The organism is Dyella sp. 2HG41-7 (assembly GCF_021390675.1).
GTDB lineage: Bacteria > Pseudomonadota > Gammaproteobacteria > Xanthomonadales > Rhodanobacteraceae > Dyella_B.
Map to the genome: position 1 here is coordinate 3,371,634 of NZ_JAJEJV010000004.1, position 24,507 is coordinate 3,396,140.

Genomic DNA, 24,507 nt, shown 5'->3' on the forward strand with positions numbered 1-24,507 from the left:
GTTACTTGATCTCTTCCAGGTCGATGTCGATGCCGAGCGAGCGGATTTCCTTCACGAGAACGTTGAAGGATTCCGGCATGCCCGCCGCCATCTCGTGGTTGCCGTCGACGATGTTCTTGTACATCTGGTTGCGGCCTTGCACGTCGTCGGACTTCACCGTCAGCATTTCCTGCAGGGTGTAAGCCGCGCCGTAGGCTTCGAGCGCCCAGACTTCCATTTCGCCGAAACGCTGACCGCCGAACTGCGCCTTACCACCCAGCGGCTGCTGCGTGACGAGCGAGTACGGACCAGTCGAACGGGCGTGCATCTTGTCGTCGACCAAGTGGTTGAGTTTCAGGTAGTGCATGTAGCCAACGGTGACCGGACGATCGAACGCTTCGCCGGTACGACCGTCGAACAGATTGGTCTGACCGGATTCCGGCAGTTCCGCCAGCTTCAGCATCGCCTTCAGTTCCGCTTCCTCGGCACCGTCGAACACCGGGGTGGCCATCGGCACGCCTTCCTGCAGGTTGTTCGCCAACGTCATGATTTCTTCGTCGGTGAGCGACTTCAGGTCGACATGTTGCACGGCGCCGGCAACGTGGTGGTTGTAGATCTGGTCGAGGAAATCGCGAATCTGCGACACCTTCTCCTGCGCTTCGAGCATCTTCTGGATCTTCTTGCCCAAGCCCTTTGCGGCCCAGCCCAAGTGCACTTCCAGAATCTGACCGATGTTCATACGCGAAGGCACGCCCAGCGGATTGAGGCAGATGTCGATCGACGTGCCGTCAGCCATGTACGGCATGTCTTCCACCGGCACGACGTTGGACACCACGCCCTTGTTACCGTGACGGCCGGCCATCTTGTCGCCCGGCTGGATGCGGCGCTTAACGGCCAGGAACACCTTGACCATCTTGAGCACGCCCGGTGCGAGATCGTCGCCCTGGGTGATCTTGCCCTGCTTTTCCTTGAAGCGCTTGTCGAATTCTTCGCGATGACGCTTGACCTGTTCGGACGCGCGCTCCAGGAATTCGGTGACGTCCTCGTCCTTGACGTTGACCTTGAACCAGTCGTCCTTTTTCAGGCTATCGAGGTATTCGTTGGTGATTTCCACGCCGCGCTTCAAACCGCCCGGGCCGCTGTTGGCGACTTTGCCGAGCAGCTGCGCACGCATACGGTTGTAGATCGCGCCTTCGAGGATGCGGAACTGGTCATCGAAGTCCTTGCGGATTCGCTTGATTTCCATTTCCTCGATCTGACGCGCGCGCTTGTCCTTCTCGATACCGTCGCGCGTGAACACCTGCACGTCGATCACGGTGCCGTCCATGCCCGGCGGCACGCGCAGCGAGCTGTCTTTCACGTCGGACGCTTTCTCGCCGAAGATCGCACGCAGCAGTTTTTCTTCCGGCGTGAGCTGGCTTTCACCCTTCGGCGTGACCTTGCCGACCATGATGTCGCCGGCCTTCACTTCCGCGCCGATGTACACGATGCCGGATTCGTCCAGACGCGCAAGCGCCTGTTCGCCCACGTTCGGGATGTCGGCGGTGATTTCTTCGGCGCCCAGCTTCGTGTCGCGCGCGATGCACGACAGCTCCTCGATGTGGATCGAGGTGTAGCGGTCTTCTTGCACCACGCGCTCGGAGAGCAGGATCGAGTCTTCGAAGTTGTAGCCGTTCCACGGCATGAAGGCGATCAGCATGTTCTGGCCGAGCGCGAGCTCGCCCAGATCGGTCGACGAACCGTCGGCCAGCGTGTCGCCACGCGCCACCACGTCACCCACGTTCACTAGCGGACGCTGGTTGAGGTTGGTGTTCTGGTTGGAACGCGTGTACTTGGTCAGCGTGTAGATATCGACGCCGGCATCGTTCTCGCCAACTTCGCGCTCGTTCACGCGCACCACGATACGTGCAGCGTCGACCTGGTCGATTACGCCGCCGCGCTTGGCGGTGACGATGACGCCCGAGTCGCGCGCCACAGCGCGTTCGATGCCAGTACCCACCAGCGGCGTTTGCGAACGCAGCGTCGGCACGGCCTGGCGCTGCATGTTCGCGCCCATCAACGCGCGGTTCGCGTCGTCGTGTTCGAGGAACGGCACGAGCGCCGCCGCGACCGACACGGTCTGCATCGGCGAGACGTCCATGTAGTTGATCTCGGCCGACGGACGCAGCTCGGATTCACCGCGGAAACGGCAAGACACGAAGTCTTCGACGAAGCTGCCGTCCTTGTTGAGCGGCGAGTTCGCCTGCGCGATCACGTGATCGCCTTCTTCGATCGCCGACAGGTATTCCACCTGGTTGGTGACCTTGCCGTTGTTGACACGACGATACGGCGTTTCGAGGAACCCGTACTGGTTCGTGCGCGCGTACACGGCGAGCGAATTGATCAGACCGATGTTCGGACCTTCCGGCGTTTCGATGGTGCAGACGCGGCCGTAGTGAGTCGGATGCACGTCGCGCACTTCGAAGCCGGCGCGCTCGCGCGTCAGACCGCCCGGTCCCAACGCGGACACGCGACGCTTATGCGTCACTTCCGACAGCGGGTTGTTCTGGTCCATAAACTGCGAGAGCTGTGACGAACCGAAGAACTCTTTCACCGCCGCCGCAACCGGCTTGGCGTTGATCAGGTCTTGCGGAGTCAGGCCATCGGCTTCGGCGAGCGACAAGCGCTCGCGCACGGCGCGCTCCACGCGCACCAGGCCGATGCGGAACGTGTTTTCCGCCATTTCGCCGACCGAACGCACGCGACGGTTGCCGAGGTGATCGATATCGTCAACGGTGCCGTGACCGTTCTTGATGTCGATCAGCACCTTCAGCACGTCGAGGATGTCGGACGAATCGCCCTGCGCAGCAAACAACGCCTGCGCTTCTTCGTTCTTGAGTTCGCCGAAGTACTTCTGGTCGTACAGCACGCCTGGGCCGATGATTTCCTTACGGCCAACGCGACGGTTGAACTTCATGCGACCCACGGCCGACAAGTCGTAGCGGTCGAACGTGAAGAACAAATTGAAGAACAGGTTCTGCGCCGCTTCCTTGGTCGGCGGCTCACCCGGACGCATCATGCGATAGATTTCCACCAGCGCTTCGAGCTGCGTCTTGGTGCTATCGATGCGCAAGGTGTGCGAGATGTACGCGCCGCGATCAAGATCGTTCACGTACAACGTCGGCAGCGTTTCGATGCCGGCCTTGCGGAAGTTTTCCAGCTGCTCCGCGCTGATTTCGTCGTTGGCGGAAGCCAACAATTCGCCGGTCTTCGGATCGACGATGTCGATCGCGATGATGCGGCCGACCGGATAGTCGTCCGGCACTTCCAACGCGGTGATGTTTTCGGCCGCGAGCTGACGCACGTGGCGCGCCGTGATGCGCTTGCCCGCTTCCACCAGCACTTTGCCGCCGATGGTGAGATCGAAGGTCAGCGTTTCGCCGCGCAGGCGCTCGGCGACGAGTTCAAGCGTCGTGCCGCCCTTCTTGCCCAAATGGAACACGTTGTGTTCGAAGAAGATGCCGAGCATCTCTTCGTTGCTGTAGCCGAGCGCGCGCAGCAACACCGTCACCGGCAATTTGCGGCGACGGTCGATACGGGTGAACAGCGCGTCTTTCGGGTCGAATTCGAAATCGAGCCACGAACCGCGATACGGAATCACGCGCGCAGAGAACAGCAACTTACCGGAGCTGTGCGTCTTACCGCGGTCGTGATCGAAGAACACGCCCGGCGAACGATGCAGCTGCGAAACGATAACGCGCTCGGTGCCGTTGATGATGAAAGTGCCGGTGTCCGTCATGAGCGGAATTTCGCCCATGTAGACTTCCTGTTCCTTCACGTATTTCACGGCCTTCTTCGAGGCCGGGCTGTCCTTGTCGTAGATCACCAGGCGCACGGTCACGCGCAGCGGCGCGCCGAACGTCATGCCGCGGTTGCGGCACTCGCGCTCGTCGAACGGCGGTTCGCCCAGACGGTAATCGACGTATTCGAGGGCAGCGTTGCCCGAATAGCTGACGATCGGGAACACGGACTTCAAGGCGGCGTGCAGACCTTTGTCTTCGCGCTGCTTGGGAGCAACGTCCTCTTGCAGAAATTCACGGTAGGAATCGGTCTGGATGGTCAGCAGGTTGGGCACGCCCAATACGGGCGGACGCTTGCCGAAATCCTTGCGGATGCGCTTCTTCTCGGTAAACGAGTAGGTCATGGTCGGTGACGCCTCGGTTCGCTGTGGTGCCGGTGGTGCACACACCGGCAAAATGAAAAAAATTTTGGAGGGGGAATCGAGGATGAAGAGTCGAAAGCAACTCATCCATCCTCCATGCCCCGGCTCCGCGGCATCCTTACCCGCACCGAACGAAGCACCTGCCTCTTTCGATGTGGACGAATCGAGCACGAGTGCTCGATTCACGGCGAACCTTCCTAGTTCGCTTGAACCGCTTCACGCGAACAAGTCGCCGAAGCGGGCAAAGCCCGGGGACTTACGCCCCCAGGCTTGCGTGACGCTGGATCAAACTGACGGCGCGCAAGGGCGCCAATTACTTCAGTTCGACCTTGGCGCCGGCGGCTTCGAGGTCCTTCTTGAACTTCTCGGCGTCTTCCTTCGACACGGCTTCCTTCAGCACGCCACCGGATTCGGTGAGGTCTTTGGCTTCCTTCAGACCCAGGCCGGTGATTGCGCGGACAGCCTTGATCACGTCGACCTTCTTTTCGCCGGCGTTGATCAGAACGACGTCGAACTCGGTCTGCGCTTCAACAGCCGGGCCAGCAGCGGCCGGACCGGCAGCCACGGCGACCGGGGCAGCGGCGGACACGCCAAACTTTTCTTCGATGGCCTTGACCAGGTCCATCACTTCCATGAGCGACTTCGCGGCTACGGCTTCAACGATCTGTTCGTTGGTAAGAGACATGTTTATTTACCTCTGGAAATGGTTTCGATTGGATTCGCGTCGAATTAGGCAGATGCCGTTTCGGCCGGGGCTGCTTCGCCGCCACCCTGCTTGTCGGCGACGGCCTTGACGGCGCGCGCAAACATCGCAGCGGGTTCGGCCAGCGCACGGGCCAGCATGGCGAGAGCCTGTTCGCGGGTCGGCAGCGAGGCCAGCACTTCGACGTGCGAAGCGGGCAGCAACTTGCCTTCCACGGAAACGACCTTCGCCTTCAGCTTGTCGTTGCCCTTGGCGAATTCCTTGATCAGACGACCGGCAGCACCGGGTTCTTCCGTCGAGAATGCGTACAGCAGCGGACCGGTCAGGGCGTCTTTGACGACCTCGAACTCGGTACCGACCACAGCGCGCGAAGCCAGCGTGTTCTTGGCAACTTTCAAGAAAACACCAGATTCGCGAGCCTTTTTGCGCATCGCGGTCATTTGTTCGACCGTGGTGCCCGCATACTCGGCAGCGACCAAGGAGTGAGCCTTCGCGGCAACTTCTGCCAGCTCGGCGACTACTTCTTGCTTCTGAGAGAGATTCAGAGCCATATCACTCCTCCACATTGACATCCGCTTGCGGCTCCTGCCGCTGGCGGTCCTGAGCGACGCCTTCCTTGACGTCGGGGACTCAACGTCCCGGGTGGTGGCCTTTCCAGATACAAACGATTCCAGAATGGGCAGCACCATCTACGCAGGTCGGATTCGGAAACCCTATTAAGCGATCTTGTTGAACGGTGACGGCGATTCCTTTGCCGATCACGAGCTCCCTGCCCGTCGTCACCGCGCGAAAGATCGCGCCTGCGGTCTTTGACGGCGGCTCCGGCTTTCGCCGGGGCTACCCTCAAAAACTGCCTGCGCGACACATGCGTGCGCGCAGGACTTGAACTTTTTACTTGGCCGAGGCCGCCGACAGGGTCGAGGTATCGACCGGCACGCCGACGCCCATCGTGCTGGACAGCGCAACCTTCTGCAGGTACTGGCCCTTGGCGGTGGCCGGCTTCGCCTTCAGCAGGTCGGCGATCAACGCGTTCAGGTTGTCCGCCAGCTGGGCTGCTTCGAAGTTGGCCTTACCGATCGTGGCGTGGATGATGCCCGCCTTGTCGTTACGGAACTTCACCTGGCCGGCCTTCGCATTCTTGACGGCCGTGACGACGTCGGCGGTGACCGAGCCGTCCTTCGGGTTCGGCATCAGGCCGCGGGGGCCGAGCAACTGACCGAGCTTACCGACTACGCGCATCGCGTCCGGGGTAGCGATCACGCGACCGAAGTCGAGATCGCCCGCCTGCATGCGCTCGGCCAGGTCGTCCATACCGACGGCGTCGGCGCCGGCCGCCTTGGCGGCTTCAGCCTTTTCACCGGCCGGGCAGAACACGGCGACCTTGATGGTCTTGCCGGTGCCGTGCGGCAGCAGCGAGGAACCGCGCACACCCTGGTCCGACTTCTTCGCATCGATGCCCAGACGCACCGCCACGTCCACCGACTCGGCAAACTTGGCCTTGGCGTTGGTCTTGACGATATTGAGCGCTTCTTCCAGGCCGTAGAACTTGCCCGGCTGCACTGCCGCCTGCGCGGACTTCATACGCTTCGTGAGCTTTGCCATGTCTTAACCCTCCACCACCAAGCCCATGCTGCGCGCGCTACCAGCGATGGTGCGCACGGCGGCGTCCAGATCAGCAGCCGTGAGATCCGGCTCTTTCTGCTTCGCAACGTCTTCCAGCTGCTTGCGGGTGATCTTGCCGACCTTATCGGTGTTCGGCTTGGACGAACCCTTGGCGACGCCGGTGACCTTTTTGATCAGGACGGTGGCCGGAGGGGTCTTGGTGATAAAGGTGAACGTACGGTCCGAGTAGGCCGTGATGATGACCGGAATCGGCAGACCCGGTTCCATCTTCTGCGTGGCGGCATTGAACGCCTTGCAGAATTCCATGATGTTCAGGCCGCGCTGACCGAGGGCCGGGCCCACGGGCGGCGACGGGTTGGCCTGACCGGCCTTGACCTGCAGCTTGATATAACCGACAACTTTCTTTGCCATTGGAGGTTTCCTCGCGAGTTCTAGCGCCTTGCGGCTCCTCGCAGTGCACATTCCCTGGTGAGAGGGGAACTCGCGATCCTGCGAATTCCAGAAATACGGACACGCCGAGTCGAAAGACCCCGGCGTGAACCGCGTAGTTTAGAGATGAAACGGGCTTTAAGCAAGCCCTGTGCCGAAAGCGCCTATCAGGCCTTTTCGACCTGGCCGAATTCGAGCTCGACCGGGGTGGAACGACCGAAGATCAGCACCGCGACGCGCAGGCGGTTCTTCTCGTAGTTCACTTCCTCGACCACGCCATTGAAGTCGTTGAACGGGCCGTCAGTGACGCGAACCATCTCGCCCGGCTCGAACAGCACTTTGGGCTTGGGCTTCTCGACACCTTCGCGAACGCGGCTGAGGATCGTATCGGCCTCGCTGTCGCGAATCGGCATGGGACGATCGGCCGTACCGCCGATGAAGCCCATGACCTTCGGGGTTTCCTTCACCAGATGCCAGCACTCGTCGTCGATGCGCGGCGCCTTGCCCTCGGTGTTGGTTTCGATCTGCACCAGCACATAGCCGGGGAAGAATTTGCGCTCGCTGCGACGCTTCTGACCGCTGCGCATTTCCACCACTTCTTCAGTGGGAACCAGCACTTCGCCGAACTTTTCTTCCATGCCGGCGCGATGGATGCGCTCGACCAAAGCCTTCTTAACCTGGTTCTCGAACCCGGAATAAGCATGAACTACATACCAACGCTTGCTCATTTCGGCGCTCCTTACGAACCAAGCTTCAGCAGCCAGTCGAGCACGACCGACTTCAGAATAAGGTCAATCAGCCCCAGCAACAGCGAGAGGATGATGACGACGGCAATGATGATGCCGGTGGTCTTGATGGTCTCGTCCCGCGTGGGCCAGACCACCTTGCGCATTTCGAATTGCGACTCGGACAAGAAATGACGCGCGCGACGACCGAGCGACGTAAACGATGCGATCGCCACCGAAACGATCACCGCCGCGATGATGGTGACCAGGCGCACCGGCGAGGCCGCCCCGATATTGCCGAGGTAGGTGTAGCCGACGATACCGGCCGCCAGCACCAGCACGGCCAGCACCAACTTGCCGATGTCGGCGCCGCTTGTGCCTTTGGACTGTTCAGCCTTGGTATTCATGCGCATTCATGCGGATGCCTCGATATGGGGCCATTTGGCCTATTTCGAAACACCCGCCATCGTTCCTTAGAGAAGATGGCACGCCAGGAGGGACTCGAACCCCCAACCTGCGGTTTTGGAGACCGCTGCTCTGCCAATTGAGCTACTGGCGTACGTTAAAAAACTAAAAGTGAAGTCGCTCGCTTTGCTTGCCGTATACGCATCGGAGCCGAAAACAGCCGGCTCCTGCGTTTTACGGCCCGCATCGCGGGCGACTTCTCATTTTACCGCTTACTTGAGGATCTTCGCGACGACGCCGGCGCCGACGGTGCGGCCACCTTCGCGAATCGCGAAACGCAGACCTTCCTGCATCGCGATCGGCGCAATCAACGTCACCGAGATCTTCACGTTGTCGCCCGGCATCACCATTTCCGTGCCTTCCGGCAACTTGATCGCTCCGGTCACGTCCGTCGTACGGAAGTAGAACTGCGGGCGGTAGTTGCTGAAGAACGGGGTGTGACGGCCGCCTTCTTCCTTCGACAGCACGTAGATCTCGCCTTCGAAGTCGGTGTGCGGGGTGATCGAACCGGGCTTGGCCAACACCTGGCCACGCTCGACGTCTTCACGCTTCGTGCCGCGCAGCAGCAGACCCACGTTGTCGCCGGCCTGACCCTGGTCGAGCAGCTTGCGGAACATTTCCACGCCGGTCACGGTGGTCTTGACCGTGGGCTTCAGGCCCACGATTTCGATTTCGTCGCCGACCTTGATGATGCCCGTCTCCACACGACCGGTCACCACGGTGCCACGGCCGGAGATCGAGAACACGTCTTCCACCGGCATCAGGAAGGCCTTGTCCAGCACGCGCACCGGTTCCGGGATGTAGGTGTCCAGCGCATCCACCAGCTTGATGATCGCCGGCACGCCGATTTCGGACTGGTCGCCTTCCAGCGCCTTCAGCGCCGAACCCTTGATGATCGGGGTGTCGTCGCCCGGGAATTCGTACTTGGACAGCAGCTCGCGCACTTCCATTTCGACGAGTTCCAAGAGCTCCGCGTCGTCCACCATGTCGGCCTTGTTCAGGAACACGACGATGTAGGGCACGCCCACCTGACGGCTGAGCAGGATGTGTTCGCGCGTCTGCGGCATCGGGCCGTCGGCGGCCGAGCACACCAGGATCGCGCCGTCCATCTGCGCCGCACCCGTGATCATGTTCTTCACGTAGTCGGCGTGGCCCGGGCAATCCACGTGCGCGTAGTGGCGGGTCGGCGATTCGTATTCCACGTGCGCCGTGGAGATCGTGATACCGCGCGCCTTTTCTTCCGGCGCCGCGTCGATCTGGTCGTACGCCTTGAATTCACCACCGAAACGCTCGGCGCCGATCTTCGTCAGCGCTGCCGTCAGCGTCGTCTTGCCGTGGTCCACGTGACCAATCGTGCCCACGTTCACGTGTGGCTTGGTGCGTTCGAATTTACCCTTTGCCATGAGCGCTAAATCCCAATGGTGTCAATGAGTGAGAAGGAAAACCAAAAAAAGCTACGAGGCGATACTGCGAAAGTCGTATGCGGTGGTGCTCATGACTGGAATCGAACCAGCGACCTCTTCCTTACCAAGGAAGTGCTCTACCGACTGAGCTACATGAGCACAAATGCACAGCAACAAGATCAAACGAGATCAATGGAGCGGGAGACGGGAATCGAACCCGCACCATCAGCTTGGAAGGCTGAGGTTCTACCATTGAACTACTCCCGCCCTGCGCGGAACTCGTCTGAAGAACCGTCAATCCATTTTGGTGGTTTGGACCACCTCCACAGCTCCGGTTTCATTCCGCCAGTATCACTATCCGAAGATAGTAAAACTGGTGGAGGGAGGTGGATTCGAACCACCGAAGGCGTAAGCCAGCAGATTTACAGTCTGCCCCCGTTGGCCGCTTGGGTATCCCTCCAACAAAGAACGGCTATTGTGTGGATCGGCGCCGATTGTGTCAACACCTTTAACGAGGGAAACCACCGATTTTTCGAGATTTTTCCGGCCGAAGCGCGCTGTTGTTCAGTCGTTTCCTGCGCCTCGCGTATCGACCAATTGCTCCATGCTCTTGGACAGCTCCAGCAGGTGCAACGCCTTCTCTTGCAAGCGGCGTTCGTTGTCGTCGCGGGGCGTCCATGGCGGCACAGGCGTGGGCTTGCCATCGGGCTTATCCAACGCCACGAAAACCATCACGCAACTCGTCGCAAGACGCTCGTCGCCCGTGCGCAAATCGCGCGCCAGCACATCGACCGCCATCTGCATGCTGGACGTGCCTGTGTGAATCAACTTGGCGCGAACGCTGACCAAATCGCCGATCAAAATCGGCTTGACGAACTGGATGCCGCTGACGGCCGCCGTCACGCAATACGCCCCGCTCCAGCCGACGGCGCACGCATATCCCGCCTGATCGATCCACTTCATCACCATACCGCCGTGCACCTTGCCGCCGAAATTGACGTCGGTGGGTTGGGCGAGAAAACGGAAGGTTACTTCGTGCTGCTGGCCTGACATGCGATCTCCAACGGAAACGCGAACGGTAGAACTCGCATTATGCGCGCTTACCGGCTCGCTTCGGGAGCAGCAACGTCATTGGCGTGGTGAAAACCCCGTTGGGCGAGGGCTGTTCTGGGCCGTCCACACGAAAACCGAAGCGAAGATAGATGGGAATGGCGCAGCGCGTGGCGTTGAGCGTGAAACGATGCGTGCCGGCGCGCCGCGTCGCATCTTGCACAGTGCGCTGCCAAAGACGTCGCGCAATACCACGCCCTTGATAGCGCGTACTCACGTAGAAATGAACGAGATGATGATCGTCGCGCATCGCGGCCACGCCAACCAAAACGTCGTTCAAATAGGCCAAATGAAAGCGTTGGCCTTCCATGATTTTTTGGCGGAGCGCCTTCGCCGTCAGTCTCGAAAGCAATTCTCGAGCGACCTTGCGCGATTGATCGGGCGCCACCCAGCGCGCCACCACGCGACGACTCAACACGCCGATGACGCGCGCATCGTCCGGCTGCGCAAGTCGCAGCCGCAATACGTCACGAGACATGAGCATTCACTCCGGCCATAAGGCGAATGCTCGCATAAAAAAAGCCCCGCTTTTGCGGGGCCTTCGAACTCAAACGTTGAACAGGAAGTGAAGTACGTCGCCGTCTTTGACGAGATATTCCTTACCTTCCTTGCGCAACTTGCCGGCGGCCGCCGCGCCGCTTTCACCCTTGAAATGGATGAAGTCGTCGTACGACACCGTTTCCGCACGGATAAAACCGCGCTCGAAATCGGTGTGAATGACGCCCGCGGCTTGCGGTGCGGTCGCGCCGCGTTTCACGGTCCACGCGCGCACTTCTTTTTCGCCCGCGGTGAAATACGTCTGCAGATTAAGCAGTTTGTAGCCGGCGCGAATCACGCGATTGAGGCCCGGCTCTTCCAGGCCGAGATCCTTCAAGAATTCATCGCGATCGGCATCGTCCAGTTGCGACAATTCTTCTTCGATCGCCGCACAAACCGGCACCACTTCCGCACCCTCGCCCGCTGCGCGCTGACGCACCGCATCCAGATGCGGATTGTTTTCAAAGCCGTCTTCACGCACGTTGGCGATGTACATCAGCGGCTTGAGCGTCAGCAGAAAAAGATCGCGAATCAAGGCTTTTTCTTCGTCATCCAGGCCCAGGCTGCGCGCGGATTTTCCTTCATTGAGGCCTGCCGCGAGCTTTTGCAACACCGGCTTTTTCGCCAGTGCTTCTTTATCGTTGGCCTTGGCGGCTCGCTCGGCGCGATTGAGCGCTTTTTCGACCGAGTCCAAATCCGCCAGCGCCAATTCGGTATCGATCGTTTCGATGTCCGCGATCGGATCGACCTTGCCCGCGACGTGAATGATGTCGGTGTGTTCGAAACAACGCACCACGTGCGCAATTGCATCGACTTCGCGAATATGCGATAGGAACTTGTTGCCAAGGCCCTCGCCCTTCGACGCGCCGGCGACCAAGCCTGCGATATCGACGAACTCCACCGCCGTCGGCACTACTTTCTGCGGCTTGACGATAGCCGCTAGCGCATTCAAACGAAGATCCGGCACCGGCACCACGCCCACATTGGGTTCGATGGTGCAAAACGGGAAGTTGGCTGCTGCAATACCCGCCTTGGTCAGCGCGTTGAACAAGGTGGATTTGCCGACGTTAGGCAGGCCGACGATGCCGCATTTGATGCCCATGAAGAACTCCGAAAAACTAAAAACGAGAAACGTGAGATATCAGAACTGCATGAAAGCACGCCTACGGCGGCGACTTTTTTTCCGTTCCCGGGGTATGTAATTGCTGCATGGCTTTGTCGAATTGACCGCTGACTGCAAGCGGCAGCACGTTAAGCGCTTGCGCGATACCATCGAGCATGGCGTCTTCGTCTTTCGCCGAAGGGCGACCGAGCACCCACGACGTCACCTGATCCTTGTGACCCGGATGACCGATACCGACACGCAAGCGATGAAATTTGCCGTGGCCCAAGTGCGACACGATATCGCGCAGGCCGTTTTGACCGCCATGGCCGCCATCGAACTTCAAACGCACGGTACCCGCTGGCAGATCCAACTCGTCGTGTGCAACGAGGCACTCTTCCGGTTCGATCTTGTAGTAGCGCAACGCGGACGCCACGGCGATGCCGCTTTTGTTCATGAACGTTGAAGGCTTCAGCAGCCAAACGGGATCGCCGCCGATGCGCACCTTGCAGGTTTCGCCGTGCAATTTGCCATCGAACCCGAAACGCTCGCCCTGACCTGCTGCGAGGGCGTCAACAAACCAGAACCCGGCGTTGTGCCGGGTTCTGAGGTATTCGGCACCGGGGTTACCCAGTCCGACAATGAGACGCAAACCTGCCATAGAGCGCTTCGGCAAGACGCATCCGCATTCCTAGCAGGAACACGGATGCGCCGCGGCTTACTTCTTCGGTTCCTTGGAAGCTTCGGCAGCCGGCTTGGCAGCCTCACCCTCGGCGCCTTCGGCAGCCGGAGCTTCTTCCACTTCTTCCTGCACGGTCACGGCACTGACCACCGCCACGTCGTGGTCGGCGCCCAGGTGCAGCGAAACGATTTCCACGTCCGCCGGCAGCTTGAGCTGCGACAAGTGGATGATGTCGCCAGGCTTGAGGTCGGACAGGTCGAGTTCGATGAACTCCGGCAGATCCTTCGGCAAGCAGGACACTTCCACTTCCGTCAGGTTGTGCGAAACCACCACGCCGGCGGTCTTGCCAGCCGGGGATTTTTCCTGGTTCAGGAAGTGGATCGGCACGTTCACGCGGATCGCTTCGTTTTCGTTGATGCGCTGGAAGTCCATGTGCAGCATCTGCTGCTTGAACGGATGCTTCTGCCAGTCGCGCACCAGCACCTTCTGCACCTGGCCGTCGACGTTCAAGTCGAGCACGGACGAGAAGAACCACTCGTGCTTGGCGGCGAGCAGGATGGTGTTGTGCTCGATCTGGATGCTTTCAGCGGGTTGACCCGCACCGTAAACCACTGCGGGCACGAAGGACGCACGACGCAGGCGGCGGCTCGCACCTTTCCCCTCGTCTTTGCGGGCCTGTGCCGCGATTTCATGAGTCTTAGCCATGTCGGAATTGCCTTAGGTTTTTGAAAGCCGCCTCGCGGCAGCCAGACTGACTCTCCCGCGACCAGAAGAGCCGTATTGCCCGCGGATGCGGGCGGAAAAGCGGGTAAGTATACAGAAAATCGAGCAACGTGGCTCCCTCTCCCCTCCGGGGAGAGGGCTTGGGTGAGGGGCAAATCTCGCGAGATCGCGAGTTCGAAGCACCGCTTTCTGGAGCCCGGGGCAAGCCTTGACCCCTCACCTCAGTCCTCTCCCCGGCGGGGAGAGGAAGAAAACCCTTAGTCGATGTAGAGCGAGCTCACCGATTCGCCGTACGCGATGCGGCGGATCGTTTCGGCCAGCAATTCGGCTACCGAAAGCTGACGAATACGCGCACAAGCCTTGGCCTCTTCGCGCAGCGGCAGGGTATTGGTGACCACCAGCTGGTCGAGCTGGGAATTCTCGATATTGCGGATCGCCGCGCCGGACAGCACCGGATGCACGCAGTAAGCGACGACCTTGCGCGCGCCGCGCTCTTTCAGCGCAGCCGCCGCGGCGCACAGCGTGCCGGCGGTGTCGACGATGTCGTCCACCATCACGCAAGTTTTGCCCTCGACGTCGCCGATGATGTTCATCACCGTGGCCACGTTGGCCTTCGGGCGGCGCTTGTCGATGATGGCCAGATCGGCATCGTCCAGGCGCTTGGCGATCGCGCGAGCGCGCACCACGCCGCCGACGTCCGGACTGACCACGATCAGATCGTCCATGCTGTAGTTGCGCCAGATGTCCGCCAGCAGGATCGGCGAAGCATAGACGTTGTCGACCGGCACGTCGAAGAAGCCCTGGATCTGGTCGGCATGCAAGTCGACCGTCAGCACGCGATCCACGCCGGAGGTGCCGATCAAGCGCGCCACCATCTTGGCCGTAATCGGCACGCGCGCGGAGCGCGGGCGGCGATCCTGGCGGGCATAACCGAAGTATGGGATGACCGCGGTCACGCTGGCCGCGGACGCGCGCTTGAGCGCATCGACCAAGGTGAGCAATTCGAACAGATTCTCCGCGCTCGGCGCGCCGGTAGGCTGCAGCACGAACACTTCCTGGCGGCGGACGTTCTCTTCGATCTCGATCTGCACTTCGCCGTCGCTGAACTTGCCGACCAAGGCTTTGCCGAGCGGCACGCCCAGGCGATGAGCGACGTCTTCGGCGAGTGCACGGTGCGCATTGCCGGTAAACAGCATCGGGCTGGACGTATCCACGGTTGTTTCCTCAGAACCAGGCTATTGTTAGTTCAGCACTGAAAAGGGGATGGCCGCCTTTTCAACTCACCCGTCGGGTCCCTGCCCGAAGCGGGCTCTATCGTATCGAACTCTGTTGCACTCGATACGCGGCAATCTCATCCAGATTGCACGAAACAGGGGGTCATGAGACCCCCTGTCGAATATGGCTGGGGCGGTAGGATTCGAACCTACGCATGCGGGAATCAAAATCCCGTGCCTTAACCAGCTTGGCGACGCCCCAATATCTCGATTGTCATTTGCCTCCGCCGGACTTACGCCGCTGCCGCGTGGCGCGCGAGCGCCCGATGCAACGGCGACAACCCGACGCCCTCGACCACGTACGCCGAGAACGATGTCGGACAACGCCGAACAACCGCTTCAGCCCGCTCAGGCGTGGGCGTTTCCAGAAAAACGCAACCGCCTGCACCGGAAAGCCGTGCGTGACCATGGTCTCCCAGCCAATCCAACGCCACAGCAACCCGAGGGTATCGCGCGCGGACGAATGGTTCGAAGACGTTCTCCAGCGTTTCGCCGGAAGCAAAGGATGAAATTGTGGCTGGCGACGCAATGCGTGTCAATTCAGTTGTTTGAAAAAAATCGTCGACCGACACGTGTTCGTGCGGGTCGAGCACCACGTACCAGCGCCGCGGCAACTTGATCGGTCGGGCGCGATCGCCCGCACCCGTCACCCACGCCGAACGGCCGCGCACGAACAACGCGGTTTCCGCATCGAGCTCGCTTGCCAAATCGGCCACCTCGTCCACATCCAAACCGCATCGCCAAAGATGATTCAGCGCAAGCATCGCGGCGGCGGCGTGCGAAGCGCGACTGCCCAAACCGTCGATCGCGGGAACACGCGTTTCAATCTCGATTTCTGCACCTTCACGCACATTCGCGCGACTGCGCAGCAATTCGGCTGCGCGGATCAGCAAATCGTTGGAACCGTCCTGCACGCCCGCAACGCAATGGATGCGCCCGTCATCGCGTGCACGCACGCGAAGTTCGTCGCTCCAATCCAACAGGCGAAAGACGGTTTGCCATTGCCGCTGGCCGTCATCGTTCTCATCAAGCATGCGCAAGAATAGATTGAGCTTTATCGGCGCCGGCCAAATGCTCCATTCGCTTGCATCGGGCGACGAAAGCACACGCGACATGAACACGCGCAACGTGTCGGGAAACCCGTGTTCTTGATCGCGCTCGCGCGCATAGGCGTAAGCGGGATCGTTCTTATCGACAATCGAAAAACCATGCTTGGCGTAGAACGGCGCATTCCACGACACATCGGCAAGCGTGCCCAGGTCGACGCGCCGATAACCCGCCGCGCGCGCCCAGGCGCAGGCATGTTCAAGCAACGCCGTACCGATGCCGCGACGGTGGAACGCCGGCAACACATCGATCTCGGCGATGCCGATGATCTGTCCATCTTGCTCTGCATCGAGCCAAATGAATCCCACTGGCTCGTCGCTTTCGTCATCGATCGCGACCCAAACGAAACCGCGCTGAATTTCTTCCGCAAGCTGCTCCGGCGGAATGGATACGGACGAATAAAAACGCCACGCCGCATGTCCGCGAAACATTTCCACGGCTGCGCGCTCGATGGTGCAAAGGGCGTCTACGTGCGATGTAGTGGCCCGCTCAATTCGAAATGTCATGACAAAGCGCCATCAAAGTTCGTGTCAGCAACGCATACCACCCATGAATGCGATGGTTATTGCAAGCTCCACGATTGAATCGCGAGCCGCACTTTGTACGGCGGTTTCTCGGCAAACACTTTCAAGGGCAGCGGCGGTTGACGCGTCGTATCCCACGCGAGATAGCTCACCGTCCAGCCATCCTGCTGCAAAACGGAAGGCAAACGATCGTCACCAAAACTCAGGTCGGCTTGTGCGCCGTGTGCCCGCAATCCGAGCACCCATGCGCGCAATTCATCGAGCGGTACTTCCCAATGCAGCGCGCGCCGCATAAGCGCCTCCGCGTCCGCTCCGCGCTGAGGACCGCCATCGACGCCGTCTAGCTCGGCGCCGTCCGGGCCGCCGCTCAAGCGATAGCTCTTGCCGGATACGGGCGCGCGAAAAATGAGTTCATAGCTGGCGCCGTTCTGCGTCCACGTGAAGTCGCTGCCCGGCACGCCCTCTTTGCCGTCGGAGACTGCGAGCCGACCCTGCAAAACCCAGTGATCGGCGTTGGCCAGTTGCTGTTCGCGCGCAGCCTGTTGCGATAACGACGCGGCATCTCCCTGGTTGCGCACGAGCTGCTTCGGCGCGCACGCAGTCAATAGCAGCAGCGGTGCGAGCGCTGCGATAACGCGGAATCGTGAGGTCATGGCTCTAGGCGCTTCAAAGTTTGTTGCAGGTTGGCGTTGTGCGGATCGATGCGACGCACTTGATCGAAGACTTGCTGCGCCTGATCGCGATCGCCCTGCTTCCACAGCACTTCGCCGAAGTGGACGCCGACGTCGGCGTCTTTGCCGGTTTGCCACGCGTTGCGCAGCACGGCCACCGCTTCGTTTAGATTTCCGAGCCGATATTGCAGCCAACCCCACGAGTCGGCGATCGACGGATCGTTTGGCTTGGCCGCACGTGCGGTCGCAATCAACTTCTCCGCTTCGGCAAGATCGCGATCGGCATCGGCCAGCGTGAATCCCAGCGCATTGCTCGCATCGATATCGTTCGGCTTGACCTGCAGCAGATGACGGAAATCCGCAACGGCGAGATCGATTTTGCCGATTTCCGCATACGCCAAACCACGCCCGTACAACAGATCCGGATCGTCCGGCGCCACCTGCAGCGCATGACTGAATGCATCAGTGGCTTCCGGGTAACGCTTGTCGCGCAGATAGAGATCGGCATCCACTTCGTACGCGCGGCGCAGTTGTGCGGGCTGATCCAGGTAATCGGTCTGCATCTCGGCCAATTGCTGATGCGCTTCGGCGCTGCGGCCGAGGTCCTGCAGCAAAATCGCGCTACGCAAGTCGGCATCGAAAGCGTGATCGTCGTCGTCCGGCACCTGGTCGTACCACTTCAGCGCCTCGTCCTTTTTGCCCAGCACTTCGGCCAATTGACCGAGCAAATACGCACTGGACGTGCGCACATCATCGGGTGCTTGCGCGAGTTGCTGATAGACCTGGCCAAGCGACTTGTTGTCTTTGGCATTGGCCGCCAGCGCAGCGCGCAAGGCGTAGGTCTGCGCGTTCTGCGGCCCTTTCTCCAACAGATGCGCGGCTTGCGAATATTGACCGCTTTGACCCAGCAACGAGGCGTAGGTCAATCGCAATCCGATGTTGGTGGGATCTTTCACTTGCGCCTGGCGCAACAGCGTCAGGCCGCCCGTTCGATCGCCGTTATTGAGCTTCAGCTGCGCCGCCCACGCATAGGTTTCGGCGGTGCCGAAACGCTTCAACGCGCCATCGGCGATTTGTCCGGCGTAGGCGTGGCGGCCCAACTGTTCGCCGAGTTCGCTCATGGCGAGCCACGCTTTGGGATCGGCCGGCAGATGCTCCGGCGTGGCCAGCGATTCGAGCAGATTGGCGGCGAGCGCCGGATCGCGACTGCCGATCAACACGCGCCCGAACATGCGCCAGGCATCCTTGTCGCCGCTCGTGATAAGCAGGGAAAGCTGGCGACGTGCTTCGTCAGTCTGCCCCTGCTCCACCGCCAACTGGGCTCGGGCTTGGGCCAGCTGCGCTGGCGTCGCGCCCAGCGCCTGCCAGCGGTCAATGGCGCGTCTGGCGGCCTCCGGATCGTGGATGGCGATGCCCAAGGCGGCGGCCTTTCCGGCCACATCCGGGTCGCTCGAAAGCGCCATGGCTTTGTCATAGGCCTGGGACGCGGCCTTGAGATCGGCCCCGGACAGCGCCAACTCTCCTGCCATCAGCTGGGCCAGCAGGTCGTGATCGGCATCCGGGGTGGCTACGGTTACCGTTGCCAGCGGCTGTTGCGACGCTTTAGATGGAGGGCTCGACCGATGCGGTACCGCGGCACATCCGACCATGCCAAGCACGACCAACCCTACAGCTACAAACTGCCGCACTTGCTTGAACTTGCCCGTCCCGCTCAGCACACTATTCCTCCAACCACTTGTCGGTTCCGGCGTAAGCCGGATTTGTCTAGTCTACGCCGGCCCACGCCCGTCGCCTCCATTCGCATCACGTCATGAAGCTGATCGCCCTCGGGCTCAACCATCTCACCGCGCCGGTCAGCCTGCGCGAACAGGTGGCGTTCGACGAAGACGCAGCGAACGAGGCCCTGCGCGAACTCGCTCATGTGCCAGGCGTCGAGGAGGCGATGATCCTCTCCACCTGCAATCGCACCGAGCTTTACGTCAGCGTAACAGCCGGCGCTGAAAACGCGCCGCAGGAGTGGCTCAGCCGTCACCATCGTCTGACTCCGGGCAAGCTTGACGAGTTCCTGTATCGCCATGATGACGAAGCGGCCGTGAGACATATGTTTCGGGTCGCCACCGGGCTGGATTCGATGGTGTTGGGCGAACCGCAAATTCTTGGCCAGGTGAAAGAGGCGTATCAGCAAGCGCGAGAAGCCAACGCGCTGAAAACGCCGATGGATCGCCTGCTGCAACACACGTTTGCGGTCGCCAAACGCGTTCGCACCGATACGCGCATCGGCGCGCATACCGTGTCCGTGGCATTCACGGCGGTGCGGCTGGCCGAGCGCGTGTTCACCGATTTGCGCCAAGCGTGCGTGCTGCTGATCGGCGCGGGCGACACCATCGAGCTGGCGGTGCGCCATCTCGCCGAAAAGCAGGTGCGACGGCTGATCGTCGCCAACCGCACGTTGGAAAACGCGCAAGAACTCGCCAGTCGCCACGGCGGTTACGCGATCTCGTTGCACGATCTTCCGCAGCATCTGGCGGAAGCCGATATCGTCATCGCGTCCACCGCCGCACGACAACCCGTGCTGACGCGCGCGATCGTGGAAAAAGCGATTGCGGCGCGTCGCCGCAAACCAATGTTTATGGTCGACATCGCCGTGCCGCGCGATATCGAACCATCGGTGGGCGAACTGGACGACGTGTATCTCTACGGCATCGACGACTTGCGCCAGGTAATCGACGACAACCGTCGCTCGCGCGAAACGGCAGCGCGCGAGGCCGACGCCATTATCGATCTCCAAGTCGAGCGCTATATGTCCTGGCGTCGCGCGTTGACGATCCGCAATCCCGCGGTGGATCTGCGCCTGCACGCGGAGTCGTATCGCGATCAAGTACTGGAAAAAGCGCGCGCCATGATCGCGCGCGGTAAATCGCCTGACGAAGCGCTATCGTTCCTCGCCAATACCTTGACCAACAAATTGCTGCATCACCCGAGCGCACGACTGCGCGAAGCCACGCTCAACGGCGATCACGATCTGCTACACGCTGCAGGTCGTTTGTACGGCCTGGACGAGACGACCGAAACGAACGACGAATAGCGAGAGCGGCTGGCTGCCGCGCTCGATGTGCCATTCGTTCGCGAGCGCACCGCTCGCATCCGCCTTTCTTTTTTTCGGTCTCTTTTCATGACTCCTTCCATTCGCCGCAAACTCGAAGCCACCGTCGAGCGCCACGAAGAGCTGAGCCTCTTGCTGGCGCAAGCGGATGTGCTGGCCGACAACACGCGCTTTCGCGATCTGTCGCGCGAATACGCGCAACTTCAGCCCATCGCCGACGCGATGCGCGACATGGCGCAATCCGAGCGCGAACTCGCCGATGCACGCGTGATGCTGAACGATCCCGAACTGCGCGACATGGCCGCCGAAGATATCGCGCGGCTCGAATCGCGCATGGCCGAGCTCGAGGGCGAATTGCAGTTGCTGTTGATCCCGAAAGATCCGCGCGACGAAGCCAACCTGTTTCTTGAAGTACGCGCCGGGTCCGGCGGCGATGAAGCGGCCATTTTCGCGGGCGATTTGTTCCGCATGTACACCCGCTACGCCGAGCGCCAACGCTGGCAAGTGGAAATACTCAGCGAAAACCCGGGCGAACATGGCGGCTACAAGGAAATTATCGCGCGTGTCGAAGGCAAGGGTGCGTTCTCCAAATTGAAATTCGAATCGGGCGTGCATTGCGTCAAACGCGTGCCGCTCACCGAATCGCAAGGCCGCGTGCATACGTCCACCGCCACGGTCGCCGTGCTGCCGGAACTGGACGAGATCGGCGATATCGAGCTATCCCCCGCCGACCTGAAAATCGATACCTTCCGCGCCTCTGGCGCAGGCGGCCAGCACGTCAACAAAACCGATTCGGCGATCCGCATCACGCATTTGCCCAGCGGCATCGTGGTGGAATGCCAGGATGAACGTAGTCAGCATAAAAACCGCGCGCGCGCGATGAGCCTGCTCAAAGCCCGCCTGCTGGATGAAGCCCAGTCCAAGCAGACAGCGGAACAGGCACAATCGCGCCGTCTGCAGGTGGGCACCGGTGATCGTAGCCAGCGCATCCGCACTTATCGCTATAAGGACAACCTGGTCACGGACCATCGCATCGGCCTGGACCTGCACAACTTGCCTGACGTCATGGCTGGCCATTTGGATGAGCTGTTTAGCGCATTGACGCGCGAGCATCAGGCAGACGAACTGAAGTCGCTGGCCAGCCACTGAGAGGTCCGCGGCAGCCGCGATTGGCGTTACTCTTACGGGACCAAGGGGGCTATGTCTTTCCAACCGTCGTTCCGGAAAAAACCGGCATGACGGCTCCGAATGCAGGCTTCTTCACTCTGCCTCTTCACGCCACCGTTAGCCGATGACCGACGCGCCATCTACCGACATCGCCTCCACCCTGCAAAAGCTCAACGAGCTGCTACAGCGGAACAACAATGAGGAAGCGGTTCGATTTGCGTCGACCGCGCGGCGGCAATTTCCCGTATCGGCCGAATTGATTCGCCTGCACGGCCTAGCATTGTTGCGCCTGGGGCATCGCCGCGAAGCGCAGGTGGCGATGAATCGCGCCGCGGAATTGGCGCCGGACAACATCGAACTGCAATGCAATCTCGCCAATCTCGCCATGTCCGAAGGCCGCGCCGGCGCCGCGATCGAACGCATGCAGCGGGCCTTGATGAAAACACCCGGACACCCCGCGTTGTTGCAGACGCTAGGCGGCGCGTATATGTCTGCCGGACAACGCATACAAGCACGTGACGCGTTCGCATCGGCGTTGCAGCGCGTGCCGCAACACCCGGCCATCCGTCTCAACCTTGCCGCAGTGGAAATCGAACTGGGGCATTTCACGGAAGCCGAGGCGCTACTTCGCCAGGTGCTGCAGCAAACGCCGAATTCCGATTTGGCGCATGCGATGCTGGGCCACCTGTTGTACATGCAACGTCGCCCGAAAGAAGCCGCCGCATCCTTGTTGCAAGCCGGCCAACTCGCACCGAACAACGTGCAGCATGTATTCCAAGCCGCCTTGATGATGGCGGAAATGAATGATTTGTCCGCTGCGCAAGAGGGCTTCACCGAAGCGCTGCGGCGTGCGCCCGACTCCGCGCCGATCATGAGCCAGCTTCTACTGACCCGCCGTCGCCTGTGTCGCTGGCAAGACATCGATGCGCTCAGCAAGCGTGTCGTCGACGCGGCGTCGCGTGGCGATCAAGGTGTTCACCCGTTTGCATTTCTTTCTGAAGGCGCAGACGCCGCGCTACAACTTCGTTGTGCAAAAAACTACGCGTCGGCAATCGAGGAGCAGGCTGCGCCATTGCGCAAGCAGCTCAATTTGCGCCATGCGTTGCCGCTGCCGGATGCTCCGATCCGCGTCGGCATGCTTGCCGAGGGTTTCAACGATACGGCGGCCGGTCAACATATCGTCGGCTTTGTCGAAGCGCTCGCCGAAAGCGATCTGGACATTCACCTTTTCGCCATCACGCCGGACGATGGCAGCCCCGTGCGTCGTCGCCTTTCCGCCGCCGCGACGCTGCACGACATTTCCGCTCTCGATCGCGCGCAAGCGGCTTCGTTGATCCACGGTACCGCGATCGAAATCCTGTTCGATCTCAACGGTTACCGCGGTCGCGCCAATACCGAATTGATGGCGCTGCGCGCTGCGCCCATTCAAGTGGGGTGGCTTGGATATCCCGGTAGTTCGGGTGCGCCATGGATGGACTATTTGGTTACCGACGCCATCACGCTTCCCAGCGAGCTGCGTGCGCACGTCAGCGAAAAAGTCATCCGCCTGCCGCGTTGCCATCAGCCCAGCGACCCGAATCGTTTCCATTCGGAACCGCCGCCGCGCTCCGCGTGCGGGCTGCCGGAAAAAGGTGTGGTGTTCGCGTGTTTCAGCGACACGCATACCATCACGCCCGAAGTATTCGTCCGCTACATGCTGATTCTTGAGCAAGTACCCGACAGCGTGCTGTGGTTGCTGAGCGAGCCGTCCGACACCAACGAACGTTTGCGACAAGCCGCTCAGGCCGTCGATATCGATCCGGAAAGGCTGATCTTCATGCCGCGCGTGCAGTATTCGGATTATCTAGGGCTTTACGCGCACGTCGATCTCTATCTGGATACGGTGCCGATCAATTCGCGCGCCGCCGCATCGGATGCATTGTGGGCCAACCGCCCGGTACTTACGCGCACCGGCAACACCATCGCATCGCGTACCGTGGCGAGCTTGCTGCATCATTTTGGCCTCCCCGAACTGATCACCGCCGACAACGCGTCATTCGTCGACATGGCCGTCACGCTTGGCAACGACACCGAGGCTTTGGCGACGCTGCGTCGTCACTTGATGCTGGAACGCAGCCTCAATCCGCTATTCGACTTGAAAGGATTAGCCTCGGATTTCCGCCGCGCCGTGCGTGCGATCAGCGCTCGTTACCGCATCGGCCGTCCGCCGACGGATGTCGATTTGTAGCAAACCGCGCTTACGTAACGGCAAACCCTTTTTGCACCGAACCATCGTATTCGCTGCGCAAAACTGCTTCCACGTGCGCAGCAGACGGTCCTTGCCAAAGCCATTGCTCAAGCTGAGCGAGCGCCTCGGCGCTTCCGCATGCCACCACTTCCACGCTGCCATCGGAAAGATTACGCGCGTAACCGTCCAAACCAAGACGCAGCGCTTCGTTGCGCGTGCTGGCGCGAAAGAACACGCCTTGCACGCGACCGCTCACCAGGAAACGTGCGCCGCGCATGGCATCACTTGCCGATCGCGGCGCTCAATGCCGCCGAAGTGATCGGCCCCATAAAGTGCTTGGCGACTTTTCCATCCGGGGAAATAAGCCACGTCGTTGGCAGGCCTAACGGCTCGTCGAAATCGGTGAGCGGCTTGTCCATGGTGACCTGGACAACGGGATAAGACACCGGATGCTTGGCGAGGAATGCGCGTATATCGGAAGGATCGGTGTCTTCATACGCGACACCCACCGCACGCACATTCGGATGTGTCGCCACGAAGTGCGAAATATCCGGCAGTTCTTTGATGCACGGCACGCACCAGGTCGCCCAGAAATTCACGATGACCCAATGACCGCGTTGCGCCGCCAGGTCGTAAGGTTTGCCGTCCAGCGCCGTGGCTTTGAGCGACGGTTGCGCCGGCATCGCCGCGTAGACGGGAGTGGTCAGCATGCCAACCGCCAGCAACAGCGATAACGCGAACAACTTCATAGT

General features: G+C 60.7%; 22 protein-coding genes and 5 tRNA genes. 3 read left to right on the plus strand and 24 right to left on the minus strand.

Going from position 1 to position 24,507, the window contains the following annotated elements:
• Position 1: 1 nt before the first annotated feature.
• The 22 genes from rpoB to L0U79_RS16700 form a co-directional block, all read right to left on the minus strand.
• Positions 2-4,162: a DNA-directed RNA polymerase subunit beta gene (rpoB, locus tag L0U79_RS16595; protein ID WP_233843340.1), complete on the minus strand. Its 4,161-nt coding sequence runs from the start codon at positions 4,160-4,162 to the stop codon at positions 2-4.
• Positions 4,163-4,493: 331 nt separating this feature from the next.
• A complete protein-coding gene (gene rplL / locus L0U79_RS16600) occupies positions 4,494-4,865 on the minus strand; it encodes a 50S ribosomal protein L7/L12 (RefSeq protein WP_233843341.1) in 372 nt (123 codons plus the stop codon).
• Positions 4,866-4,909: 44 nt separating this feature from the next.
• Positions 4,910-5,434 carry a 50S ribosomal protein L10 gene (gene rplJ, locus L0U79_RS16605; RefSeq protein WP_233843342.1) on the minus strand — a complete coding sequence of 175 codons (525 nt, stop codon included), beginning with the start codon at positions 5,432-5,434 and terminating at the stop codon, positions 4,910-4,912.
• Positions 5,435-5,774: 340 nt separating this feature from the next.
• The gene (gene rplA, locus L0U79_RS16610) at positions 5,775-6,485 is read right to left on the minus strand and encodes a 50S ribosomal protein L1 (RefSeq protein WP_233843343.1); all 711 of its coding nucleotides are present in this window, start codon (positions 6,483-6,485) and stop codon (positions 5,775-5,777) included.
• A 3-nt stretch (positions 6,486-6,488) separates the two neighbouring features.
• Positions 6,489-6,917 carry a 50S ribosomal protein L11 gene (gene rplK, locus L0U79_RS16615; RefSeq protein WP_233843344.1) on the minus strand — a complete coding sequence of 143 codons (429 nt, stop codon included), beginning with the start codon at positions 6,915-6,917 and terminating at the stop codon, positions 6,489-6,491.
• Positions 6,918-7,102: 185 nt separating this feature from the next.
• Complete coding sequence (gene nusG / locus L0U79_RS16620) at positions 7,103-7,663, minus strand: transcription termination/antitermination protein NusG (protein ID WP_233843345.1); 561 nt, start codon at positions 7,661-7,663, stop codon at positions 7,103-7,105.
• An 11-nt stretch (positions 7,664-7,674) separates the two neighbouring features.
• Positions 7,675-8,067 carry a preprotein translocase subunit SecE gene (secE, locus tag L0U79_RS16625; RefSeq protein ID WP_233843346.1) on the minus strand — a complete coding sequence of 131 codons (393 nt, stop codon included), beginning with the start codon at positions 8,065-8,067 and terminating at the stop codon, positions 7,675-7,677.
• Positions 8,068-8,143: 76 nt separating this feature from the next.
• Positions 8,144-8,219, minus strand: a tRNA-Trp gene (locus tag L0U79_RS16630).
• Between the two features lie 118 nt (positions 8,220-8,337).
• Complete coding sequence (gene tuf / locus L0U79_RS16635; RefSeq protein WP_233839828.1) at positions 8,338-9,528, minus strand: elongation factor Tu; 1,191 nt, start codon at positions 9,526-9,528, stop codon at positions 8,338-8,340.
• 83 nt (positions 9,529-9,611) lie between these two features.
• Positions 9,612-9,687: transfer RNA gene (locus L0U79_RS16640), tRNA-Thr, on the minus strand.
• 34 nt (positions 9,688-9,721) lie between these two features.
• A tRNA-Gly gene (locus L0U79_RS16645) sits at positions 9,722-9,795 on the minus strand.
• 107 nt (positions 9,796-9,902) lie between these two features.
• Positions 9,903-9,988, minus strand: a tRNA-Tyr gene (locus L0U79_RS16650).
• Between the two features lie 104 nt (positions 9,989-10,092).
• Positions 10,093-10,581: an acyl-CoA thioesterase gene (locus tag L0U79_RS16655; RefSeq protein WP_233843347.1), complete on the minus strand. Its 489-nt coding sequence runs from the start codon at positions 10,579-10,581 to the stop codon at positions 10,093-10,095.
• Positions 10,582-10,618: 37 nt separating this feature from the next.
• Positions 10,619-11,116, minus strand: a complete 498-nt coding sequence (locus tag L0U79_RS16660) for a GNAT family N-acetyltransferase (protein WP_233843348.1) — start codon at positions 11,114-11,116, stop codon at positions 10,619-10,621.
• Between the two features lie 69 nt (positions 11,117-11,185).
• The gene (ychF, locus tag L0U79_RS16665) at positions 11,186-12,277 is read right to left on the minus strand and encodes a redox-regulated ATPase YchF (protein ID WP_233843349.1); all 1,092 of its coding nucleotides are present in this window, start codon (positions 12,275-12,277) and stop codon (positions 11,186-11,188) included.
• Between the two features lie 61 nt (positions 12,278-12,338).
• Positions 12,339-12,938: an aminoacyl-tRNA hydrolase gene (pth, locus tag L0U79_RS16670; protein WP_233843350.1), complete on the minus strand. Its 600-nt coding sequence runs from the start codon at positions 12,936-12,938 to the stop codon at positions 12,339-12,341.
• Between the two features lie 57 nt (positions 12,939-12,995).
• On the minus strand, positions 12,996-13,664 hold the full coding sequence (locus tag L0U79_RS16675) for a 50S ribosomal protein L25/general stress protein Ctc (RefSeq protein WP_233843351.1): 669 nt from the start codon (positions 13,662-13,664) through the stop codon (positions 12,996-12,998).
• Between the two features lie 275 nt (positions 13,665-13,939).
• A complete protein-coding gene (locus tag L0U79_RS16680) occupies positions 13,940-14,878 on the minus strand; it encodes a ribose-phosphate diphosphokinase (protein WP_233843934.1) in 939 nt (312 codons plus the stop codon).
• Positions 14,879-15,081: 203 nt separating this feature from the next.
• A tRNA-Gln gene (locus tag L0U79_RS16685) sits at positions 15,082-15,158 on the minus strand.
• 31 nt (positions 15,159-15,189) lie between these two features.
• Positions 15,190-16,569, minus strand: a complete 1,380-nt coding sequence (gene ispE / locus L0U79_RS16690) for a 4-(cytidine 5'-diphospho)-2-C-methyl-D-erythritol kinase (RefSeq protein WP_233843352.1) — start codon at positions 16,567-16,569, stop codon at positions 15,190-15,192.
• 56 nt (positions 16,570-16,625) lie between these two features.
• On the minus strand, positions 16,626-17,240 hold the full coding sequence (lolB, locus tag L0U79_RS16695; protein ID WP_233843353.1) for a lipoprotein insertase outer membrane protein LolB: 615 nt from the start codon (positions 17,238-17,240) through the stop codon (positions 16,626-16,628).
• Positions 17,237-18,976 carry a tetratricopeptide repeat protein gene (locus tag L0U79_RS16700; RefSeq protein ID WP_233843354.1) on the minus strand — a complete coding sequence of 580 codons (1,740 nt, stop codon included), beginning with the start codon at positions 18,974-18,976 and terminating at the stop codon, positions 17,237-17,239. The genes lolB and L0U79_RS16700 overlap by 4 nt, the downstream gene beginning before the upstream one ends.
• 92 nt (positions 18,977-19,068) lie before the next feature.
• Here L0U79_RS16700 and hemA point away from each other — a divergent pair, with 92 nt between their 5' ends.
• From hemA to L0U79_RS16715, 3 genes are all read left to right on the plus strand, one after another.
• A complete protein-coding gene (gene hemA, locus L0U79_RS16705) occupies positions 19,069-20,343 on the plus strand; it encodes a glutamyl-tRNA reductase (protein WP_233843355.1) in 1,275 nt (424 codons plus the stop codon).
• An 87-nt stretch (positions 20,344-20,430) separates the two neighbouring features.
• Entirely contained in the window at positions 20,431-21,510 is a 1,080-nt protein-coding gene (gene prfA, locus L0U79_RS16710; protein WP_233843356.1) for a peptide chain release factor 1, read from the plus strand.
• A gap of 142 nt (positions 21,511-21,652) precedes the next feature.
• The gene (locus L0U79_RS16715) at positions 21,653-23,755 is read left to right on the plus strand and encodes a tetratricopeptide repeat protein (RefSeq protein WP_233843357.1); all 2,103 of its coding nucleotides are present in this window, start codon (positions 21,653-21,655) and stop codon (positions 23,753-23,755) included.
• A 10-nt stretch (positions 23,756-23,765) separates the two neighbouring features.
• Here L0U79_RS16715 and L0U79_RS16720 read toward each other — a convergent pair whose 3' ends face one another.
• Both L0U79_RS16720 and L0U79_RS16725 read right to left on the minus strand, forming a co-directional pair.
• Positions 23,766-24,032, minus strand: a complete 267-nt coding sequence (locus tag L0U79_RS16720) for an acylphosphatase (RefSeq protein WP_233843358.1) — start codon at positions 24,030-24,032, stop codon at positions 23,766-23,768.
• A 4-nt stretch (positions 24,033-24,036) separates the two neighbouring features.
• The gene (locus L0U79_RS16725) at positions 24,037-24,504 is read right to left on the minus strand and encodes a TlpA disulfide reductase family protein (protein ID WP_233843359.1); all 468 of its coding nucleotides are present in this window, start codon (positions 24,502-24,504) and stop codon (positions 24,037-24,039) included.
• Positions 24,505-24,507 lie beyond the last annotated feature (3 nt).

Bases quoted from the DNA above. Each gene is read 5' to 3' on its own strand.
- secE (WP_233843346.1), bottom strand. From the start codon at position 8,067: ATGAATACCAAGGCTGAACAGTCCAAAGGCACAAGCGGCGCCGACATC.
- L0U79_RS16715 (WP_233843357.1), top strand. From the start codon at position 21,653: ATGACCGACGCGCCATCTACCGACATCGCCTCCACCCTGCAAAAGCTC.
- rplA (WP_233843343.1), bottom strand. From the start codon at position 6,485: ATGGCAAAGCTCACGAAGCGTATGAAGTCCGCGCAGGCGGCAGTGCAG.
- L0U79_RS16680 (WP_233843934.1), bottom strand. From the start codon at position 14,878: ATGCTGTTTACCGGCAATGCGCACCGTGCACTCGCCGAAGACGTCGCT.
- L0U79_RS16720 (WP_233843358.1), bottom strand. From the start codon at position 24,032: ATGCGCGGCGCACGTTTCCTGGTGAGCGGTCGCGTGCAAGGCGTGTTC.
- lolB (WP_233843353.1), bottom strand. From the start codon at position 17,240: ATGACCTCACGATTCCGCGTTATCGCAGCGCTCGCACCGCTGCTGCTA.
- L0U79_RS16655 (WP_233843347.1), bottom strand. From the start codon at position 10,581: ATGTCAGGCCAGCAGCACGAAGTAACCTTCCGTTTTCTCGCCCAACCC.
- prfA (WP_233843356.1), top strand. From the start codon at position 20,431: ATGACTCCTTCCATTCGCCGCAAACTCGAAGCCACCGTCGAGCGCCAC.
- rplJ (WP_233843342.1), bottom strand. From the start codon at position 5,434: ATGGCTCTGAATCTCTCTCAGAAGCAAGAAGTAGTCGCCGAGCTGGCA.
- pth (WP_233843350.1), bottom strand. From the start codon at position 12,938: ATGGCAGGTTTGCGTCTCATTGTCGGACTGGGTAACCCCGGTGCCGAA.
- rplK (WP_233843344.1), bottom strand. From the start codon at position 6,917: ATGGCAAAGAAAGTTGTCGGTTATATCAAGCTGCAGGTCAAGGCCGGT.
- nusG (WP_233843345.1), bottom strand. From the start codon at position 7,663: ATGAGCAAGCGTTGGTATGTAGTTCATGCTTATTCCGGGTTCGAGAAC.
- L0U79_RS16725 (WP_233843359.1), bottom strand. From the start codon at position 24,504: ATGAAGTTGTTCGCGTTATCGCTGTTGCTGGCGGTTGGCATGCTGACC.
- rpoB (WP_233843340.1), bottom strand. From the start codon at position 4,162: ATGACCTACTCGTTTACCGAGAAGAAGCGCATCCGCAAGGATTTCGGC.
- rplL (WP_233843341.1), bottom strand. From the start codon at position 4,865: ATGTCTCTTACCAACGAACAGATCGTTGAAGCCGTAGCCGCGAAGTCG.
- ychF (WP_233843349.1), bottom strand. From the start codon at position 12,277: ATGGGCATCAAATGCGGCATCGTCGGCCTGCCTAACGTCGGCAAATCC.
- L0U79_RS16675 (WP_233843351.1), bottom strand. From the start codon at position 13,664: ATGGCTAAGACTCATGAAATCGCGGCACAGGCCCGCAAAGACGAGGGG.
- L0U79_RS16660 (WP_233843348.1), bottom strand. From the start codon at position 11,116: ATGTCTCGTGACGTATTGCGGCTGCGACTTGCGCAGCCGGACGATGCG.
- hemA (WP_233843355.1), top strand. From the start codon at position 19,069: ATGAAGCTGATCGCCCTCGGGCTCAACCATCTCACCGCGCCGGTCAGC.
- tuf (WP_233839828.1), bottom strand. From the start codon at position 9,528: ATGGCAAAGGGTAAATTCGAACGCACCAAGCCACACGTGAACGTGGGC.
- ispE (WP_233843352.1), bottom strand. From the start codon at position 16,569: ATGACATTTCGAATTGAGCGGGCCACTACATCGCACGTAGACGCCCTT.